Origin of the sequence: Streptomyces sp. Root1304 (assembly GCF_001426405.1) — a bacterium.
In the GTDB taxonomy this organism is placed as follows: Bacteria; Actinomycetota; Actinomycetes; order Streptomycetales; family Streptomycetaceae; genus Streptomyces.
In genome coordinates this window covers 395,408-412,639 of sequence record NZ_LMEP01000024.1, presented here as the reverse complement: position 1 = coordinate 412,639, position 17,232 = coordinate 395,408, and the positions used below count along the sequence as shown (strand labels likewise).

Genomic DNA, 17,232 nt, shown 5'->3' with positions numbered 1-17,232 from the left:
AACCGTACGAACGCTCCGACGATGGGGGCATGAGCCAGAACACGGCACCACCGCGCAAACCGGCCCCCTCGACCTCCGGCGCCTGGGCCTCCGGCGGCACCCTCTTCGCCGGTGTCCTCATGCTGGTCACCGGGTGCATGGACGTCTTCCAGGGCATCGCAGGGATCGCCGAGGACGACGTCTACACCCGCGTCGGCGACTACGTCTTCAAGTTCAACCTCACCACCTGGGGATGGATCCACCTCATCCTCGGCATCGTGGTCGCCATCGCCGGCTTCGGCATCCTCAAGGGCGCCGAGTGGGGCCGGGTCGCCGGTATCTCCCTGGCCTCCCTGAATCTGCTCTTCCAGTTCCTCTTCCTGCCGTACCAGCCCTGGTGGGCGCTCTTCTCGATGGCCATCTCGGTCTTCGTGATCTGGGCCCTGGCCACGGACGAGGCCTACGGCCCGGACGAGAAGTACTGAGGGGGCGGCCCATGAGACGCCTCGCGGGCATCGCCCTCGGACTCACCGCCGCCACCACGCTCACCCTCACCGGGTGCGACCAGGCCAAGGAGACGGCGGGCGACATCATCGCCTCCGCCACGGCCGCCGCCGCGTCGGCCGCCGAGGAGAAGATGAAGGAGGTCAAGGACGGGGTGAACGCCACCGGCGACGTCACCGCCGGACCGACGAGCACCGACGGCGACCGCACGGTCGCCGAGATCACCGCCACCAACCCCAAGGACAAGGACGCCGACTACACCGTCCTGGTCACCTTCCGGGACGGCGAGGGCAACTTCCTCGACTCGGTCGTCCTGAACATCGACGGTGTCCCCGCCGGAAAGTCCAAGACCGGCACGGCCCGCAGCACCCGCACCCTCTCCGGCGATACGAAGGCGGAGATCGGACAGGCCCTGCGACACTGACGGCGTGGACCGAGCCCCCGCCGCCGAACCCGTGATGCGTCCCGCCCCACCCCGACCCGACCCCTCCCTCCGACCCAGGCACCGCGTCACGGCCTGGGTCGCAGGGCTGCTCCTGGCCGCGCCCGCCGTGCTCACCGCCTGCCGTCTGCTGGACACCGACGCGGTCACGCCCGTCCCCCAACTGCTCTCCCTCCTCCCCTGGTTCGCGGTCCCCGCCGCCCTCGGACTGCTGCTCGCCGCCCTCGCCCGCCGCCGGATCCTCGCGGCGGTCGCCGCCGTGGTCCTCGCGGCCACCGTCTGGACGGTGCTGCCCTACGGGCCCGACCGCACCACCGCGCGGGGGCCCGTGGTGGCCCGGCTCCGGGTCCTCGCCTCGAACGTCGAGTTCAGCGGGGCCACCGGCGCGCTCGTCACCGCCGTCCGGCGCGAGCGGCCCCAGCTCGTCTTCGTCTCGGAGTGCGACCGCGCCTGCGGGCGCACCCTCACCCGGGCCTTCGCCGCCGAACTCCCCCACTACGCCTCCGTCGAGGAGGACGGCTCGGCCGGCTCCGTGATCCTCAGCGCCTTCCCGCTCCGCGACTGGCACATGCTCCCGACGACCATGGGCATGCCGGGCGCCACGGCGGAGATCGGCGGCCGGACCGTACGGCTCCAGCTCGCGCACCCCATGCCGCCGCTGCCGGGCCAGGTGGACCTGTGGAAACGGGAACTGGGACAGCTGCGGGACGCCACCGCGCCCGGCGGCCCCCAGCTCGTCGCCGGCGACTTCAACGCCTCCCAGGACCACGCCGCCTTCCGCGCCGTCCTCGACGGCGGCGGACTCCACGACGCGGCCCGGCTCGCGGGCGCGGGCCGCACCCCCAGCTGGCCCGTGGAGGGCCCGCTGCCCCCGTACGTCCAGATCGACCACGTCCTGGTCACCGACGACTTCACCGTCAGGGGCACCCGCTTCCTCGACCTCGCCGGAACGGACCACCGGGCGCTCCTGGCCGATCTCGACCTGCACGCCGGGCGCTGATCCGCCACGCTGGAGGGCATGGACAACGAGGAGATCCTGGACGACATCGGCGCCCTCGTCGAGGAGGAACGCGCCCTGAGACAGCGCACGGGCGGCCTCCTCCCCGAGGAACGGGCCCGCCTCGCCGACCTGGAGGTCCGCCTGGACCAGTGCTGGGACCTGCTGCGCCAGCGACGCGCGAAAGCGGAGTTCGGCGAGGACCCGGACACGGCGGCGGTCCGCCCGGCGACCGAGGTCGAGTCGTACCGCAACTGAACCGCCGCGAAGGACCGGACCGGTGCCGGGGGCACGGTCGGCCGCGCCCCGCCACCCCCCTGCCCCGGCCAGTACGTTAGGCACATGGATCGACCCGCAGGCCCCGGTACCGTTCGGCTCAATCCGCCCGCCTGGCTGACCGCCGGGCTCCGGCCGGCGCCCTCGCCGATCCCCTGGGCCGCCGTCCTGCGCGCGTCCGTCGCCCTGTCCGTGCCGCTCGCCGTCGGACTCGCCGCCGGGCAGCCCGCCTACGGCGCCCTCGTCTCCATGGGCGCCCTCTCCGGAGTCATCGGCGACACCGCCGACGCCTACCGGATGCGGATCTTCAACATCGCCGTCCCGCAGCTCTTCGGCGCCGTCGGCGTCACCCTCGGCACCCTCGTCTTCGGCCACGGCTGGCTCGCCGTCGGCGCCCTCACCCTCGTCGCGCTCGTCTCCGGGATGATCTCCTCGATCGGCGCCGTCGCCTCCGTCTCCGGGCTGCTCCTGCTCCTCAACGCCGTCGTCGGCGCCGGACTCCCCATGCCCGACCCCTGGTGGAAGGCGCCCCTGCTCCTCACCCTCGGCGGGCTCTTCGTCCTCGTCCTCACCCTGCTCGGCTGGCCGCTGCGCCGCGCCGCCCCCGAACGCGCCGCCGTCGCCGCCACCTACCGGGCCGTCGCCGAGCTGTACGAGGCCACCGGGACCGCCGAGTACGACGAGAAACGGCACGCCGTCACCGCCTCGCTCAACCAGTCCTACGACCTCGTCCTCGCCCGCCGCGCCCGCCAGCACGGCCGCGCCCCCACCCTCGTCCGGCTGCTCGCCCAGCTCAACGTCGTCATCCCGCTCGTCGAGGCCGCCCCCGCCGCCCAGCTGCGCGCCCAGCTCTACGGGCCGCTGCCGCCCTCGGTCGCGGCGGCCGTGCGGGAGCTCGCCGACGCCGTCGAGGAGGGCCGCACCGGGGACCCCGTGCTGGAGCTGCCGACCCCCGAGCGGCCCGCCGAGAAGGCCGTCGACCACGCCCTGCGGCACGCCGCCGCCGTCGTCCACAAACCCGAACCCGATCCTTACAACGTCGACGACCGGCTCGGCCGCCCCGCCGCGCTGCGCGTCCGGGTCCGCCGGACCTCCCGCGCCGTCCTGTTCTCCGAGGCCTCCTGGCGGTACGGGCTCCGCCTCGCCCTCTGCGTCGGACTCGCCCAGGCACTGGTCTCGCTGATCGCCGTGCCCCGCTCCTACTGGGTCGCGCTCACCGTCACCTTCGTCATGAAGCCCGACTTCGGCTCGGTCTTCTCCAGGGCCGTGCTCCGCGCCCTCGGCACCGCAGCCGGGCTCCTCCTCGCCGCCCTGGTCCTCGCCGAGGTCCCGCGCGGGTGGTGGGACGTGCCCGTGATGTGCGTGCTCGCCGCCCTCATCCCGGCCTTCTCCGCCAAGGGGTACGCCTTCCAGACGGCGGCCATCACCCCCGTCATCCTGCTGCTCTCCGACACCCTCAACCAGCAGGGCTTCGACCTGGTCATGCCCCGCCTGTACGACTCCCTCATCGGCTGCGGCATCGCGCTGGTCGCCGGCTACCTGCTCTGGCCCGAGTCCTGGCACTCCCGCGTCGGGGACCGGCTCGCGGACGCCGTCGCCGACACCGCCGCCTATGTGAGCCGGGCCTTCGCCGGAGACCCCACCGACCAGGGCGGACGGCTCCGGGCCCGGCGGAAGCTCTACCGGGACCTGTCCACCGTCCGCTCCGAGTTCCAGCGCGCCCTGACCGAACCCCCGCCCACCGGCCCCCGCGCCGCAGCCTGGTGGCCGCTGGTCGTCGCCGTCGAACGGATCGTGGACGCCACCACCGCCGCCCGCATCCGCGTCAACCACGGCGCCCCCGCACCCGACCCCGCCGAGGTCGCCGACGTCGAGCGGGAACTGCGCGAACTCGCCGACGGACTCCGGGGCACCGACACCCTCGTGGAGGTCCGCACCGAGCTGCCCGGCGACGAGAACGGAGTCCTCGCGCCACTCCGTCAGGAGGTCCGCGCGGCCCGCGCCATCGCCGGTCCCGACCTGCGGTAAACCTGCCCCGGGGGGCGTACGGGAGGACTTACCGGCGGTCACGGAACGGAACCCTCCCCACCGCCGTTACCGCAGCCCACCGGGGCGACTACGATGCGCTCGATTCACCGTGATCCGCGCCCGCCGCCGCCGGCAACCGGCCCGGCGGACGGGCCACTTCGCCCTGCCTCACCCCCGCGCCCCGAGGACCCGCCATGCGCACCACGACGAACAGAGGGCTCCAGCCCAATGTCCTCGGCACCTTCGACACGATCGTCATGGCCGTCGCCGGCAGCGCGCCCGCCTACTCGCTCGCCGCGACCACCGCCGTCCTCTTCGGCGCCGTCGGCCTCGCGGGGCCCGCCGCCCTGCTCTACTGCGCGATACCGATGCTCGGCATCGTCCTCGCCTACGCCCGCCTCGGGCGGATCGACGTCAACGCGGGCGCCGGCTACTCCTGGGTGGGCCGCACCCTCCACCCCTTCCTCGGCTTCCTCTCCGGCTGGGCGCTGGTCTGCGCCGCCACCGTCTTCATGGTGGCCGGCTCGCTGCCCGCCGGATCGCTCACGCTCTCCCTGATCGACCCGCACCTCGCGGAGAACACCCCGCTCGCGGCGGCCGTCGGCGCCGGCTGGTTCCTGATGATGCTGCTGGTCGTCCTGGGCGGCGCCCGGCTCACCGTCCGGGCCCAACTGATCATGTCGGGCGCCGAGATGCTGATCCTCGTCGGCTTCGTCCTCGCCGCCGTCGCCCACCGGGGCCGGGCCACCGCCTTCGACTGGTCCTGGTTCGGGATCGGCGGCTTCGACGGCTCCCAGGGCTTCGCCGCCGGGGCCCTCATCGCCGCCTTCTACTACTGGGGCTGGGACGTCACCAGCAACCTCAGCGAGGAGACCCGCGACAGCCGGCGCACCGCCGGGCTCGCCGCGCTCATCGGCGTCGGCTTCGTGTTCCTCCTCTTCGAGGCCTTCACCGTCGCCGTGAACGTCCTGCTCACCGCCGAGGAGATCCGTACCGCCGGACCCAACGTCCTCGCCGTCCTCGGCCAGGAGATCTGGCCCGGCGTCGGCGGGAAACTCCTCGTCGTCGCCGTCGTCCTGTCCACCGTCGCCACCCTGGAGACCACCCTCCTCCAGGTCACCCGCTCGCTCTTCGCGATGGGCCGCGACCGGACCCTGCCCGCCGCGCTCGGCCGGGTGCACCGCCGCTGGAACACCCCCTGGGTCGCCGTCGTCGCCGTCGGCGCCGCCGCCCTCCTCATGTTCGCGGCCGCCGCGGCCGCCGGGTCCGTGCAGCAGCTCCTCCGCGACGCCGTCTCCGCGATCGGACTCCAGATCGCCTTCTACTACGGCCTCGCCGGCATCGCCGCCGTCGTCGCGTACAAGGCGGTCCTCTTCCGCTCCGTACGGAACCTGCTGCTCGGCGGCGTCTGGCCGCTGCTCGGCTCCGCGTTCATGCTCTGGGCCTTCGTCGAATCCCTCGGCGAACTCTCCACGACCGCCCTCACCATCGGCCTCGGCGGCCTGCTCGCCGGAGTCGTCCCGCTCCTCGTGTACTGGCGCAAGGGCAGCGACTACTACCGCCCGGCCCGGCTGGACGCGATCGCCGCGATGGCCGCGGCGGAGGGCTCGGGCCCGGCCACGCGCACGCGTGCGGCGACGCGCGACAAGAGCTACGCGACGGACTTCTGACGCCCCGAACCCCAGGCGCGGACAGCGCGAACCGACTTCTGACGGCAGCCGACACCGAAGGAGGCCCCCGATGGCCGTACGCCGCCGCTCCACGCGCCCGGCGCGTCCGGAGCGCTTCGCGCCCGACTTCGACCCGGACTTCGGGGACCGCGCGCTGACCGACGCCCGCCACGACATCGTCATCGGCCGCTGGCAGGGCGTACGGGACCTGCTCGCCGCCACCGGGGAGGACTGGGCGCGCCGCACCCACCGGCTGCGGCTCCTCTCGCACGCCGCCGCGGGCAGTTCCACCGTCGAGACCTGGCGGGCCGCCGAACCCCGCAACCCCGACGCGGCCGTGCTGCGGGCGGCGACCGAGGTGGTACGCGTCTTCGACGCGGCCATCGCGGCCGGCCGGGGCGCGGCGATCGACCGGGGCCGGATCGACGCCGCCGTCGACGCCTGCCGGGGCGCGGCGGAGGCGGCACCCGCCGACCCGATGCCGTGGGTGTCGCTGCTCTCGGTGGCGCGGCTGTACGAGGGCGGCGTGGCGCGCCGGGAACTGCGGCACTGGTTCGACGAGTTGCGCCGCCGGGACCCGTACAACACCGAGGGCCACATCCAGGTGCTGCGCTACTGGTCGGCGCGGTGGCACGGCACGCACGGCAGCATGTACGACTTCGCCCGCGACGCGGCGGGCGTGGCGCCGCCCGGTTCCTCGCTGCCGGTGCTCGTGCAGGTGGCGCGGGTGGAGGAGTACCGGTACATCGCGGACGGGGCGCTCGGGCGCGGCCCGGTGCGGGGCTTCGACCAGCACTGGAAGCACGAGCTGGCGGTGACGGAGCTGCGGCGCACCCACGCGCGGTGGATCGGCGGCCGGGAGCCCGGGAGCCCGGTGGCGCCGGAGGAGGTCGGGGACCTCAACTTCCTGGCGCACGCGGCGTGCTACGCGGGCCAGGTGGAGATCGCGCGGGAGCTGCTCGGGATGCTGGGCACCCGGGCGGCGTGGGTGCCGTGGGCGTACACGGGGGACCCGGAGGAGCAGTTCGTACGGTTCAGGGAGGGCCTGGGGGTGGAGTGAGGCCCGGGGTCACGGCTGGGGCCCGGGGGTGGAGTGAGGCTCTCCGCCCCCGGGCCCGCGCCCGGATCAGACGCCGATGTCCTCGCCGTCCGTGCGCCAGACGGCGACGACCGACGGGCGGACGATCCTGCCGGGTCCGTCGGGCCAGACCGAGGCGGGCTTCTCGACGGAGGCGCCGTCGATCTCGCCCGGGTGCTGCACGGCGACCAGGACGCGGCGGTCCTGGACGATCGGGCCGCAGGTCTCGGCGCCCGTCGGGACGGTCAGGAACTGCTTCAGCTCACCGCGCCGCTCGCCGCGGGTGGCGACGCCGAACAGGCCGTCGTGCGAGCCGAGCTGGTTGCCGTCCGTGGAGATCCACAGGTTGCCGTGCGGGTCGAAGGCCACGTTGTCCGGGCAGGAGATCGGGGAGACCTTCTCCTTGGGGAAGCCGGCGAAGTACGTGGCCGGGTCGTTCGGGTCGCCCGCGACGAGGAAGAGGCGCCAGGCGAAGCCGTCGGAGGACGGGTCGTCCCAGTGCTCGGCCAGTTCGAGGATCTGCCCGTGCTTGTTGAGGTTGCGCGGGTTGGCCTCGTCCGCGGGGGCCTTGCCGGCCTTGCCGCGGTCGGAGTTGTTGGTGAGCGCGACGTAGACGCGGCCCGTGCGGGGGCTCGGCTCGACGTCCTCGGGGCGGTCCATCTTCGTGGCGCCGACCTTGTCACCGGCGAGGCGGGTGAAGACGTACACCTCCTCGGCGGTCATGCCGGGGACGTGCGAGACGGCGCCGTCGGGGCCGGCGGTGGCGAGCGGGAGCCACACGCCGGAGCCGTCGAACTCGCCGTCGCCCGGGAGCTTGCCGGTGCCGTCGATCTCGGCGGCGGGGGAGTCGCCGGTGAGCTTGGCGACGTACAGCGTGCCCTCGTCGAGCAGCGTGAGGTTGTGCTCGTGGGCGGACCGCGAGCCGCCCTTCTTCATCCGCTTGCTCGACACGAACTTGTAGAAGTAGTCGAAGCGCTCGTCGTCGCCCATGTAGACGACCGGACGGCCGTCCTCGGTGAGACGGGGCTGCGCGGCCTCGTGCTTGAAGCGGCCGAGCGCGGTGCGCTTGCGGGGGGTGGAGTCGGGGTCGTACGGGTCGAGCTCGACGACCCAGCCGAAGCGGTGGGCCTCGTTGGGCTCCTGCTTGAGGTCGAAGCGCCTGTCGAACCGCTCCCACTTGCGCTCGGTGGCGCCGGTGCCGATGCCGTAGCGCTTGTCGGTGGCGCTGGAGCCGTTGGCGAAGTACTGGTTGAAGTTCTCCTCGCCGTGGAGGGTGGTGCCCCACGGGGTGGTGCCGCCGGCGCAGTTGTTGAGCGTGCCGAGGACGGTACGGCCCTCGGGGTCGGCGGAGGTCCTCAGCAGGGCGCTGCCCGCGGCCGGTCCGGTGACCTCGAACTCGCTCGTCGTGTGCAGACGGCGGTTGAGGTGGTGGCGGGTGACGGGCGTGAGCTTGCCCGTACGGCGCTCCTCCTGGACGACGACGACCGAGAGGCCGTGCGCGGCCCAGGCGACCTCGACCTGCTCGCGGGTCGGGTTGGCGGCGTCGTAGCCGCGGAACATCAGGACCTCGTCGGTGTACTCGTGGTTGGCGACGAGCACCTGACGGCCGTGCTCCCCGCGCAGCGGCAGCAGGGAGAGGAAGTCGTTGTTGTAACCGAACTGGCCGGCCTGGGCCTTCGCCGACTGCTTCTCGGAGTCGAAGGCGGGGGCACCGCGGAGGATGGGCTCGCCCCAGCGGATGACCACGTTCTGGGAGTAGCCGGCGGGGACGGTGACCCGGTCGGCGGTGTTGGGCGCGACGGGGGCGAAGCGGAGGCCGCGGGCGCCGTCGGCCTTTCCGTTGCCGTGGCCGTTGCCGTGGCCGGGCTTCGGGGAGTGGGCCTCGGCGGCGGGGGCGTTGCCGAGGGTGAGGGCCCCGCCTGCGGCGGAGGCGACCGTCACGACGGCGGCGGCGCGGAGGGCGGAACGGCGCGAGAGGACACCGGCTATGACGTCGCCGACGTACTCGTTGTCGCTGGTGTTGGGCACCTCGTGGAAGCAGGCGTCACCGCAGCGGTAGCGGCAGGTGAGAGCGGAACGGCCGCCTCCGTGGGGGTTCGTGCTCAGCAGCGGCAGCAGTTTGCGCACTTCGTCCTCCTCCGGCGCACACTGCGCCGACATGGTGTCGGGATGGCTTCGGCCGCGACGCTATGTGCGCACGTCTGCACGGGGACGGCCGAGGAGTGAACGCCGAATGAATGCACGGCATCCGGGGGCGACCGGGTCACCGGGGAGGGAGGGTGTGGCCGCTAACCTTACGTGTCCGCCCTGGCCAGGGATGAAATTCCCGAAACGCCCAGTACGGACATTCACACGCACCCCACTCATGCGAAAGGGTTCGCTCATGGGTATTCGGAGCATGCTGCGCAAGGTGTTCGGCCGGGACCGCGAGGACTCCCCGGCGACCTCCGTCCCGTCCCAGACGCGTGAGACCACGTCCACGTCCCCCGACACCCCGGAGGCCCCGGAAGCGGCGGCCCGCCGCGCGGCGGACGACCTGGTGGCGGCGTCGTTCGACAACCCCCAGATCCCGAGGGCACGGGCGGGAGCGGTGACGCCTGCGGAGGCGCCTGCGGCTGGGGCTGGGGCGGAGGTTGTGGCTGCGGAGGCGGAGACGCCTAAGGCTGAGGTTGTCACTGCGGAGGCGGAGACGCCTGCGGCTGAGGCCGAGGTTGTCGCTGCGGAGGCGGGGACGGCTGGGGCTGAGGCGGAGGTTGTCACCGCTGAGGCGGAGACGCCTGAGGCTGAGGTTGTCGCTGCGGAGGCGGAGACGCCTGCGGCGGTGGCTGAGGCGGAGGTTGTCACCGCTGAGGCGGAGACGCCTGAGGCTGAGGTTGTCGCTGCGGAGGCGGAGACGCCTGCCGCTGAGGCCGAGGTTGCCGTCGAGGCGGAGGTTGTTGCTGAGGCTGCCGCGCCGTCGGAGCCGTCGGTCACGGAGCCGGCGGAGACGCCGGTCGCGGATGCGGCGGAGCCGGTGGCCGAGGCACCCGAGGAGGCGCCGGAGGCCGAGGCCGCCGCGAAGGAGACGGCCGTCGAGCCCGAGGCCGCCGAGGAGCCGGTGGACGAGGCCACGGACGCCGCCGAGGAGGTCGCCGCGACGGCGGAGACCACGACGGCCGCTGAAGCGGACGCGCCCGCGTCCGAACTCGCTCCGGAGGAGCAGGAGGAGGCGGCGGAGCCCGCCGCCAAGGCCGCCGACACGACGGTGACGCCGCAGACGGACGCACCCGAGGCCGAAGCCGCTCCGGAGGAGCAGGACATCGCCCCCGCCGCCGTCACGGCGGAGCCCGAGGCCGAGGTCAAGGCCGAGCCGGAGGTCAAGGCCGAGCCGGAGGCGCAGGCCACCGAGGCGGCCCCGCAGCCGGAGGAGGCCGAGACGGTCGCCGCCACCGAGCCGGAGCCGCAGACCGCCGAAGCCCCGGAGGAGCCGGAGGCCGAAGCGCAGCCGGAGCCCGCCACCGAGCCGGAGGCCGCAGCGCAGCCCGAGGCCGAAGCCCAGCCGGAGTCCGAGCCGCAGGCCGACGCACAGCCCGAGCCGCCGGCCGCCGAGGCCCACGCCGAGCCCGCATCCGACACCCCCGCTCTCCCCCTCCCCCGCCTCAAGTCGCTCGCCCCCCACCTCGCCGACGCCTACAACGCCGCCGGCGCGCAGCTCAAGAAGCAGGGGCTGGGCGGGAGCCGGGCGGCCGTGTACCTGGTCGTCGACCGTTCCGGGTCGATGCGCGGGTACTTCAAGGACGGCTCCGTGCAGCGGCTCGCCGAGCAGGTCACCGCGCTCGCGGCGCACCTCGACGAGGCCGCCACCGTCACGACCGTGTTCTTCTCCACGGACATCGACGGCACGGTCGAGCTGACCCCGGCCACCCTCACGCCCACCCACGTCGAGGAGGTCAACGCCACCCTCGGCCGGCTGGGCCGCACCAACTACCACCGCGCCGTGGAGGAGGTCCTCGCCCACCACGAGAAGGCGGACCCGTCCCGCCCCGCACTGGTCGTGTTCCAGACGGACGGCGCGCCGGAGTCGAAGACGGCGGCCACGCAGGCCCTGGCCGAGGCCGCCGACCGCCCGCTGCACTGGCGTTTCGTGGCCTGGGGCGAGGAGGACAACAAGGCCTTCGACTTCGTCCGGAAGCTCGACGGCACCCCGCGTACCGGCACGTACTTCGCGGGCGCGACCCCCGTGGAGACCGCGCACGCCGCGTTCTACCGCGGCCTGCTCGCGGGCCTGGAGCTCTAGGAGCGGGAACCGGGCGCGGTGGCGGTGACCGGCAGGGTCACCGTCACCGCCAGCCCGCCGCCCTCCTCCGCGCCGCGCGCCACGGCCCGTACCCCGCCGCCGTGCGCGACGGCGATCGACCGCACGATGGAGAGCCCGAGCCCCGCGCCGGGCCCCGTGCGGTCCCGGCCCTCGCCCCGCCGGAAGGGCTCGAAGAGCGCCTCGACCTGGTCGGCGGGGACGACCGGCCCGGTGTTGGCCACGGTCAGCACCCCGCCCTCGACCCGTACGTCGACGGTTCCGCCGGGCACGTTGTACGCGACGGCGTTCGCGACGAGGTTCCGTACGAGCTGCCCGAGCAGCACCCGGCTCCCCCGGACGACCCCGCCGCCGTCGCTCACGCACGCGTCCGCGTACTCCTCCGTGACGACCTCCCCCAGCCGTACGTCGTCCCGCTCCGCGAGCCCCCGCTCGCTGCGGGCGAGGAGCAGCAGCCCGTCGATGAGGCGTTCGCTGCGGCGGTTGGCGTCGAGGAGCACCTGCCGTACGCCGCAGTCCTCGTCGAGGCCGACCTGGATCGCGGCGCGCTGGGTGGCGAGCGGGGTCCGCAGCTCGTGGGAGGCGTTGGCGATGAAGCGGCGCTGGCTGTCGAAGGCGGTCTCCAGGCGGCCGAGGAGCGCGTCGATGGTGTCGCCGAGTTCCTTGAGCTCGTCGTCGGGCCCGCGGACGGCGATCCGGTCGTGCAGGGTGCGCTCGGAGAGGCGGCGGGCGCGGGCGGTCATCTCGTGGACGGGCCGCAGCACCCGCCCGGCGGTCCACCAGCCGACGACGACGGCGCAGCAGGCCATGACGAGCAGCGCGAGCCCGGACCACATGAGCATCTGCTCGCCGGCGGCCCGGCTGATGTCGTCGCCGAGCGCGGACGCCCCGACGAAGGCGACACCGCCCCCCGACCCGCCCCCCGACGCGCCTGTCATTCCGCCCGCCGTCCCGTTCGCGCGCGCGACGATCGCCTCGGTCTCGTCGTCCGTCCCGGCGAGGACCAGCAGGTTCACCACGAGCAGCAGCACCGTGCCGAGGACGAGGAAGACACCGCCGTAGACGAGCGCGATCCGCGTACGGATGGTGGACCCGGAGCCCAGATATCCCTGGTCGCCCGTCACAGCTGGTACCCCACGCCCTGCACGGTCCTGATCAGCGCCGGCTCGCCGACCTTCGTCCTCAGTTTGCTCATGCAGACGCGGACGGCGCCGGTGAAGGGGTCGGTGTGGGCGTCCCAGGCGCGGTCGAGGAGGGTCTCGGCGGAGACGAGCGCCCCCTCGGCCTCCAGGAGGATCTGGAGGACGGAGAACTCCTTAGGGGAGAGGCCGAGGTCCCGCCCGTCGCGGGTGGCGGTCCGCCGGACGGTGTCCACGCGGAGCCCGTACCGCTCCAGGAGCGGGGGCAGCGGCGGGCGGGCGGAGCGGCGGCGCAGGGCCCGGACGCGGGAGACCAGCTCGGGGAACTCGAAGGGCTTGCCGAGGTAGTCGTCGGCGCCGAGGTCGAGGCCGTCGACCCGGTCCTCGACGGAGGTGGCGGCGGTCAGCATGAGGATCCGCGTACGGGATCCGGCGGCGACGAGCCGGCGGGCGACGTCGTCGCCGTGGACGCGCGGCAGGTCGCGGTCGAGGACGAGGACGTCGTACGGGCACAGCCCCGCCGCGTCCAGGGCGTCGTCGCCGGCGTGGACGACGTCGACGGCGAATCCGGCCCGCCGCAGGCCGGTGGCGACGAGCGCGGCGAGGTCCCGCTCGTCCTCGGCTACGAGTACGCGCATGGGTCCATCCTCCCCACCCGGTCCCCGCCGCCGGCCCCGGGGTTTATCGATGTGAGTGGATCTTCGTACGACGGTTAGGATTTCGACCATGGCGGCCACTGGATCCGAGAAGCAGGGGGCGAAGGCGTTCTACGTCACGACCCCCATTTACTACGTCAACGACGCTCCTCACCTGGGCCACGCCTACACGACCGTCGCAGGCGACGTGCTCACGCGCTGGCACCGTCAGCGCGGCGAGAAGGTGTGGTACCTCACCGGCACGGACGAGCACGGTCAGAAGATCATGCGTACGGCCGAGGCGAACGACGTCACGCCCCAGGCCTGGTGCGACAAGCTCGTGGAAGAGGCGTGGAAGCCCCTCTGGGAGCACCTGAACATCGCGAACGACGACTTCATCCGTACGACGCAGAAGCGCCACACGGACCGCGTCCAGGAGTTCGTGCAGGACCTGTACGACAAGGACGAGATCTACAAGGGCGGCTACGAGGGCCCGTACTGCGTGGGCTGTGAGGAGTTCAAGCTCCCCGGCGACCTCATCGAGGCGGAGGACGGCACGAAGCTGTGCGCCGTCCACAAGAGGCCGGTGGAGATCCTCAAGGAGGAGAACTACTTCTTCAAGCTGAGCACGTACGGCCCGAAGCTGCTGGAGTTCTACGAGGCGAACCCGGGCTTCATCCAGCCGGAGTCGGCCCGCAACGAGGTCGTGAACTTCGTCAAGCAGGGCCTTGAGGACCTCTCGATCTCCCGCTCGACCTTCGACTGGGGCATCCCGGTGCCGTGGGACGAGAAGCACGTCATCTACGTGTGGATCGACGCGCTGCTGAACTACGCGACGGCCGTCGGCTACAACGAGAACCCGGAGAAGTTCGACGCGACCTTCCCGGCGGACGTGCACCTCATCGGCAAGGACATCCTGCGGTTCCACGCGGTGATCTGGCCGGCGATGCTGATGGCGCAGGGCCTGCCGATCCCCGGCCGGGTCGCGGCCAACGGCTGGCTGATGGTCGGCGGCGAGAAGATGTCGAAGTCGAACCTGACCGGCATCAAGCCGCAGGACCTGACCTCGCACTTCGGCGTGGACGCGTACCGCTGGTACTTCTTGCGGGCCATCGCCTTCGGCCAGGACGGTTCGTTCTCGTGGGAGGACTTCTCCGCCCGCTACACGTCCGAGCTGGCGAACGACTACGGCAACCTCGCCTCGCGCGTGGCGGCCATGGTCGGCAAGTACTTCGGCGGCGAACTGCCGGCCTCGGCGGCCGACGGCGACGCGGAGAAGGCGATCCAGGACGGCCTGGCCAAGGCCGTCGCGACGGCCGACGCGAAGATCGGCGAGGAGCTGGACTTCCAGGCCGGCATCCTGGCGATCTTCGACTTCGTGAAGCAGGTCAACGGCTACATCACGGAGCAGGAGCCGTGGAAGGTGGCCAAGGACGAGTCCCCGGAGGGCAAGGCCCGCCTGGCGACGATCCTCTACACGGCCGCCGAGTCGCTCCGCGCGGTCGCGGTCCTGCTGAACCCGATCATGCCGGAGACCTCGCAGGCCCTCTGGGAGTCCCTGGGCGCCGAGCCGTCCCTGGGCGCCCTGGCGGCCCAGCCGGTCCAGTCGTCGGCGACGTGGGGCCAACTCCCGGCCGGCGCGACGGTGACGAAGGGCGCGGTGCTGTTCCCGCGCCTGGAGGAGAAGAAGGACTGACGTACGCAGGTCGTACGACGAAGGCCGCCACCCCGGGCACTCCGGGGGTGGCGGCCTTTCGCGTACCCGTCACCAGGTCAGCGCGAGGGCGGCGACGGCGGGCGCCATGTAGACCAGCGGGAAGGGCACGTGGCCGTACGAGCGGGCGCGGAGGATGGTGATCACGGCCCCGGCGAAGTACAGGATGAGCCCGATGGCGGCGAGGGTCCCGATGACGGGCACGTAGAACCCGACGATCAGCCCGAGGGCCCCGGCGGCCTTGGCGGCCCCGAGCAGGTTCCACCACGACTCGGGCACGCCGTACTGGGCGAGGGGCTCGACGACGAACGCGGCCCGGAAGAAGATCGCCGCGGCGGAGAACCCGGCCATGAACGCGGCGACGGCGGTGACGACGACGGCGGTGGTGGACATCTCGGTGGACATCTCGGTGAACATCGCAACGGCTCCTCAAGCCTCTCCCGTATCCGCCTCGACCGAGCCGGACACCGCACTGACGGAGCGGGGAGGGGATGTGTGACGGCTGCGGGGAGATTTTTTCTGCCGAGCCCCTGACCAGCGGATACGACACGGGCGCCGAAGTTCAGGGGTGCGGGATCCGGTGATTCGGGCGGTCTTTCCAAGCAATGACCTGAGAGAAAGAACCACCACCGAACCCCACCCCTCCCGCCCCACGGCGGGCAGTCACTCATGCGGGTGAAAGAACCCAACTGAGTTGGATTCGGGTGGGGTTGCCTGCTTTACGCTCAGCTCGATCGGCATATGCCGCCAGACATGAGTCAGCCCTCGCCGGGAACGCCATCCCATTGGCGAGGGCCTGACCACCGAGGAAGGCAACAACTTCCCCCATGGGTACCTCCGACACTAGCGCGCGCACCTCCGCCCCGTCCCGTAATGACGCGGAAGACCACCCGCACGCGCACAAGCGCCCCGCAGGCGTCGTCCACGACAACGTCCGGCACACGACCCGCTTCACGGTGATCGGCAACCACCTCGCCCAGCACGCCGAGTTGTCGCTGCTGGCGATCGGACTGGCCGTGCACATCCAGTCGTTGCCCAACGGCGCTCCCGTCGGCATCAAGGCCCTCGCGCAGCGCTTCCCCGAGGGCACGACGCGGATCGCCGCCGCGCTGCGCGAGCTGGAGACCCACGGTTACCTGCGCCGGACGCGTGAGCGCACCGGGAGCGGGCGGATGGTCACCCGTACCGTCTCCTGCAACCGGCCGGGACGGACGGGCGACGCGGCCCCGGAGAGCCGGCCGAGGCCTCTGGGCCGCCGGGCGATTCCGCCGGTCCGTGACTCGGAGCCGCCGAAGCGCAAGGCTCTGCCCGCCGTGCCGCAGCCCGTGTACCCGACGCCGGACCTCCTCGTCACCGCCCTCGACGTCCTGTCCGGCCTGCGCCGCGAGGACCCCCGCCTGCACCTCTCCGCCACGGAGGCCGAGCACCTCGCCCCCGGCGTCGCCAGCTGGCTGGAACGCGAGCTCACTCCGGACGCCGTACGCCGCGTCCTGACCTTCGACCTCCCGCGCGAACCCCTCCGCCGCCCGGCAGCCCTGCTGGCCCACCGCCTGGACGCCCAACTCCCGCCCCTGCCGCCGTTCCGCCCGCAGGAGCCGAGGACGAGGCACCCCCTCCAGAACTGCGACACCTGCGACCGCGCCTACCGCGCCCCGGAACCGGGCGAGTGCGAAGCCTGCCGAGCGGGGCGCCGCTGACCCCCGGGGCACGCCCCCCGGCAACCTGACAAAGACGTCCCGAACCGCACGCGATGCCACGGGGGCGGAGGCTCCGGGCCCGGCGGCCCAAGTCCCGCCCCACCAGCGGGGTTCGCACCGGCCCGACGGCCATCCGCCGGCAGACACAGCCAGACCGGAGTGAAGCCGATCAGGGCTGGTCTTCTCGTTGTTCCGGCGGGCAGGTCCGGGCCATGCGGAGGTTCGGCAGCTTGTGTCGCCACAGGTGCCGCTCGCCGGTGTCTTCGAACCCGTAGTGCTGGTAGAAGTTGATGGCCCGCTCGTTGTAGGCAGTAACCCACAGGCGGATGGGTGCGTCGTTGGCCCAGGTGAGGAATGCCGTCATCAAGTTGCGTCCGATGCTTCGGCCTTGCGCCTGGGGCAGCAGGTACATCGGTCCGAGACTTACCGCTTCGTCGCGGCGCCCACACAGGAAGCCGATGATCTCGTCCCCCTGGCGCACGACACGGCAAAAGAGATGTGCGGGCCGGCGCTCAGCCTCCTCGATGAACTCCCGCCACTGAGCGATGCCCTCTTCGGTGACCACGTCGCCGCGCTGCGCCCGGATCCATGCCTCGTCGATCCCTGCGTCCTGGTTGGGGTAGGTCAGTAGCCAGGCCGCCAGGAGGGTGTGGGCAAGGGCTGGGGCGTCCTCCACTCGGGGGGTGTCGATCACGAAGTCCACCTGGGCATTGTTCAGCGTGGTCCTTCGGGTTGTCCTGCGATATTCGTCGTCCCACACGCTTGCGGGGCCACTTCCC

At 72.7% G+C, this 17,232-nt stretch carries 15 protein-coding genes; 10 read left to right on the top strand and 5 right to left on the bottom strand.

Annotated features, from left to right (window positions below):
- The first annotated feature begins 29 nt into the window (after positions 1-29).
- The 7 genes from ASD33_RS26420 (at position 30) to ASD33_RS26390 (ending at position 6,956) form a co-directional block, all read left to right on the top strand.
- Positions 30-464, top strand: coding sequence for a hypothetical protein (locus ASD33_RS26420; RefSeq protein ID WP_056565483.1), 435 nt, complete (start codon positions 30-32; stop codon positions 462-464).
- 11 nt (positions 465-475) lie between these two features.
- Positions 476-907 (top strand): hypothetical protein, encoded by a 432-nt coding sequence (locus ASD33_RS26415; protein ID WP_056565480.1) that lies wholly within the window; start codon positions 476-478, stop codon positions 905-907.
- Between the two features lie 34 nt (positions 908-941).
- On the top strand, positions 942-1,925 hold the full coding sequence (locus tag ASD33_RS26410) for an endonuclease/exonuclease/phosphatase family protein (RefSeq protein ID WP_056565740.1): 984 nt from the start codon (positions 942-944) through the stop codon (positions 1,923-1,925).
- An 18-nt stretch (positions 1,926-1,943) separates the two neighbouring features.
- Positions 1,944-2,180 (top strand): DUF2630 family protein, encoded by a 237-nt coding sequence (locus ASD33_RS26405; RefSeq protein ID WP_056565477.1) that lies wholly within the window; start codon positions 1,944-1,946, stop codon positions 2,178-2,180.
- An 84-nt stretch (positions 2,181-2,264) separates the two neighbouring features.
- A complete protein-coding gene (locus ASD33_RS26400; RefSeq protein ID WP_056565475.1) occupies positions 2,265-4,226 on the top strand; it encodes an FUSC family protein in 1,962 nt (653 codons plus the stop codon).
- 194 nt (positions 4,227-4,420) lie between these two features.
- The gene (locus tag ASD33_RS26395; protein WP_056565472.1) at positions 4,421-5,896 is read left to right on the top strand and encodes an APC family permease; all 1,476 of its coding nucleotides are present in this window, start codon (positions 4,421-4,423) and stop codon (positions 5,894-5,896) included.
- A gap of 70 nt (positions 5,897-5,966) precedes the next feature.
- A complete protein-coding gene (locus ASD33_RS26390; protein WP_056565468.1) occupies positions 5,967-6,956 on the top strand; it encodes a hypothetical protein in 990 nt (329 codons plus the stop codon).
- 66 nt (positions 6,957-7,022) lie between these two features.
- On the opposite strand, the gene ASD33_RS26385 is transcribed toward ASD33_RS26390, so the two are convergent.
- Positions 7,023-9,101, bottom strand: coding sequence for a PhoX family protein (locus ASD33_RS26385; protein ID WP_056565465.1), 2,079 nt, complete (start codon positions 9,099-9,101; stop codon positions 7,023-7,025).
- Positions 9,102-9,987: 886 nt separating this feature from the next.
- On the opposite strand from ASD33_RS26385, the gene ASD33_RS36565 reads away from it, so the two are divergent.
- Entirely contained in the window at positions 9,988-11,250 is a 1,263-nt protein-coding gene (locus tag ASD33_RS36565) for a VWA domain-containing protein (protein WP_242427273.1), read from the top strand.
- Here ASD33_RS36565 and ASD33_RS26375 read toward each other — a convergent pair.
- Entirely contained in the window at positions 11,247-12,392 is a 1,146-nt protein-coding gene (locus ASD33_RS26375) for an ATP-binding protein (RefSeq protein ID WP_056565462.1), read from the bottom strand. The genes ASD33_RS36565 and ASD33_RS26375 overlap by 4 nt on opposite strands.
- Positions 12,389-13,045: a response regulator transcription factor gene (locus ASD33_RS26370; RefSeq protein WP_056565461.1), complete on the bottom strand. Its 657-nt coding sequence runs from the start codon at positions 13,043-13,045 to the stop codon at positions 12,389-12,391. The genes ASD33_RS26375 and ASD33_RS26370 overlap by 4 nt, the downstream gene beginning before the upstream one ends.
- Before the next feature lie 88 nt (positions 13,046-13,133).
- Here ASD33_RS26370 and metG point away from each other — a divergent pair, with 88 nt between their 5' ends.
- Positions 13,134-14,738 carry a methionine--tRNA ligase gene (gene metG / locus ASD33_RS26365; protein ID WP_056565458.1) on the top strand — a complete coding sequence of 535 codons (1,605 nt, stop codon included), beginning with the start codon at positions 13,134-13,136 and terminating at the stop codon, positions 14,736-14,738.
- 69 nt (positions 14,739-14,807) lie between these two features.
- Here metG and ASD33_RS26360 read toward each other — a convergent pair whose 3' ends face one another.
- The gene (locus ASD33_RS26360) at positions 14,808-15,149 is read right to left on the bottom strand and encodes a DoxX family protein (protein WP_056565736.1); all 342 of its coding nucleotides are present in this window, start codon (positions 15,147-15,149) and stop codon (positions 14,808-14,810) included.
- A 434-nt stretch (positions 15,150-15,583) separates the two neighbouring features.
- Here ASD33_RS26360 and ASD33_RS26355 point away from each other — a divergent pair, with 434 nt between their 5' ends.
- Entirely contained in the window at positions 15,584-16,453 is an 870-nt protein-coding gene (locus ASD33_RS26355) for a hypothetical protein (protein ID WP_056565455.1), read from the top strand.
- A gap of 169 nt (positions 16,454-16,622) precedes the next feature.
- Here the strand turns inward: ASD33_RS26355 and ASD33_RS26350 are convergent, their stop codons facing one another.
- Entirely contained in the window at positions 16,623-17,156 is a 534-nt protein-coding gene (locus ASD33_RS26350) for a GNAT family N-acetyltransferase (RefSeq protein WP_056565452.1), read from the bottom strand.
- Positions 17,157-17,232: the final 76 nt, after the last annotated feature.